Source organism: Desulforegula conservatrix Mb1Pa (genome assembly GCF_000426225.1).
GTDB classification, from domain to species: Bacteria; Desulfobacterota; Desulfobacteria; order Desulfobacterales; family Desulforegulaceae; genus Desulforegula; species Desulforegula conservatrix.
On sequence record NZ_AUEY01000149.1, the window covers coordinates 1 to 2,759 of the forward strand.

3 protein-coding genes are annotated in these 2,759 nt (G+C 31.1%); 2 read left to right on the forward strand and 1 reads right to left on the reverse strand.

Annotation, left to right across the window (positions count from 1 at the left end):
- Positions 1-942, reverse strand: a 942-nt coding sequence (locus K245_RS27050) for a competence protein CoiA (RefSeq protein WP_051284525.1), incomplete at its 3' end; no start/stop codon positions are given.
- Between the two features lie 265 nt (positions 943-1,207).
- Here K245_RS27050 and K245_RS0121210 point away from each other — a divergent pair.
- Both K245_RS0121210 and K245_RS0121215 read left to right on the forward strand, forming a co-directional pair.
- Positions 1,208-2,134 (forward strand): nucleotidyltransferase domain-containing protein, encoded by a 927-nt coding sequence (locus K245_RS0121210; RefSeq protein WP_027360768.1) that lies wholly within the window; start codon positions 1,208-1,210, stop codon positions 2,132-2,134.
- The gene (locus K245_RS0121215) at positions 2,121-2,699 is read left to right on the forward strand and encodes a hypothetical protein (RefSeq protein WP_027360769.1); all 579 of its coding nucleotides are present in this window, start codon (positions 2,121-2,123) and stop codon (positions 2,697-2,699) included. Before K245_RS0121210 ends, K245_RS0121215 begins: the two co-directional genes overlap by 14 nt.
- Positions 2,700-2,759: the final 60 nt, after the last annotated feature.

Here is a 2,759-nt window from a genome sequence, read left to right on the forward strand (position 1 = left end):
TTTTTGATACATTATAGCTTTCTTTTTGATGCTACTTATAGCGACCTTTTTAAGAGGTGGGATACCTTTCTTCTGTAAGTAACATAAAAATTCATTTTCCATTATGCACCACATATTCCCAGATTTGAAAAATCGGTTTTGATTACCAGCGCCAATTTTTCCAGCAAAAGAACGAATTGTTACCTGATTGGCAAAGAAAGCTTTTTTATATTTATCATTATTACCTTTTTTCCAAACCTGATAATATCTAAAAAAGGCTAAATCTAACCACCAATGGCCAATTATATAAAGCATGCGATGCTCATATGCTTTATCAGTTTCCCCTGCGATGCTATATTTATAGGTTTTTATTTCTTCTATACCATATTCATTTCTTTTTTCACTGTATCCATAACTGAAGACCTCTTCGTCCTCAAAAAATAAACATAATGAAAAACCGTATTTGTTTATTGCCCATATACGATTTGATTCCGTATCTGCACTCTTCCCAAACCACCACATAACATCTACTCCGTCATCTAAATAATCAATAGTCCTTTTTTCTAATTCATCCGGCGTAATAGGTGATAATTGGATTTCATGTGCTATCCACCAACCCATAGGAAATTTAATAACAATATCTGCTATTCTTTTTACCAGATGCAATGGTTCCTCAAATAAGTGATTAAAAAAAGCGTATTTATTCAACTTCGGAAGGATATAATTTGCAACAAAAGATTTGCCTGCTAAGTGCTCAGGGCTTTCAGGATGATATTGATAATCACAAGAGCATGAGCGTTTATGAAAAAAATGAAATGAACCTTTAGAGCTTTTACGAAGGAACATTTGGGTTTTACATAATTGGCATTCAAATAAAACATTATATAGTTCATTTCGGGGATTGATAAACTTGGTTATATCAATTCTTTCACCTGTATATTTGTTATAAGCTATAAATGGCATTATCGTATGGCCTTCCTTCCAGGCTCATTCATGGTGATGATGAATGAAGTTTATATTTTCACCAGATCGATAACCTTTTTTTACAATCCCCTTTAATCATAATTTAACATACCGATAAAGACATTATGTAAACAAAGTTCATTTTTGGGGACAATAATAAAAAACATTACGCCGCAACTTGACATTCTAAATATAGTGATAAATATAATCAAATTAACAATATAATGTGATTTTTTCTCTATAAACTATAATATTAGGAGATTGAATGAAAAAACAGTTCCAAGAATTTGCGGAAAATATTCGACTCACAGACCAACAAGAAAACGATGCTTTTACAAAATATGACGGCGTTTGCGATAAATTACATAAATATTATTATGCGACCAATTACGACGGTAAAACAAAATTTTTATTCGGGTCATACAGAACAAAAACCAATGTTCGACCATTATCTGACAATCAAGATGTAGATGTTATCTTTAAAATACCTGAAGCGGTTTTCAATAAATTTAAGGGTTATAAAAATAATGGCCCCTCAGCACTTTTACAGGATATTAGAAATGCTCTGAAAGAGAAATATACTACTACTGATGAGATTAAAGCATGGGGCAAAGTCGTTTTAGTTAAATTTACCAATAATCGTCATAATGTAGAGGTTTTGCCTGCCTATGAAAATGAAGATGGTACATTTACTATCCCTAACAGTGAAAATGGTGGTAGCTGGGATAAATTTGACCCTAGAAAGCAAATGGATGCGTTTTATGATTCTAATCAGAAAACAAATGGTTTAACTGCTAATTTAGCTCGGATGATCAAAACATGGGTTAGAAATACTCAAAGTTTAAATTACAAATCCTATAATATATTGGAGGATATTATAAGTTTTCTAAAAAAGGAATTTAAAGCAGGAGCTGATTTTTCAGAATATCCCGTAGTTATAAAAAACTATTTAGAGTTTATAAATAATAGTTGTGAAGAAAGCATTAAAACGCATGTCGAGACAGCTTTAAAAAGGTCTGTAAAGGCTATTGAGTATATGGATTCAGAGAAACCCAAAGAAGCCTCTGAAGAATGGAGAAAAATATTTGGGTATAATGATAAGTCACTATTCCCATTAGTTACGGAAAATCCAGAAAAAAGGAGCATGGCAAGGACATTTTTAACTCCAAGTGCGCCATATGGAAACTTATAGATTAACAGAAGATGAAATTAAATTTTTAGGCCGAAAGTATCCTTATTTAAAGTATAATAAAGATATAAATATTATAAAAGGCGTGATTGATTTTGATTTAGAATTCCCATCAGAAAATAGTGTTCGTATTAAAGATAAATACAGTATAGAAATTGATTTTAGCAAGGTTAATGATCATACACTTCCAAGTATAAGAGAAACAGATGGTAAAATATCAAATATTGCCGAGAGAAAAAAAATACCGAGGGAAGACCTTCACTTAAATAATAAAAATGGGGAACTGTGCATAATAATTCCACCTAAAATTAAAGAGCGTTATCCAAATGGTTTTGACTTAGAAGAGTTCCTAAATCATTTAGAAGAGCATCTATATTGGGTGTCATATTATGACAGATATAATAAAAAACCATGGCCAGATTACGGCCATTCAGAGCTCGGCTATCTACAACTATACCTTGAAAATAAAATTTTATATTCTGCGGCCTTTAAAAATGAATTTGGTATTTCATCAAGGCCTGAATTAAGAAGAAAAATAAAATATTTAAAAAGAAAATATAACCTATGAACTCTAAATTATTAGCCAATATTCGTTTTTATTTTGCGCAATCAGTTTTTATGACTAATT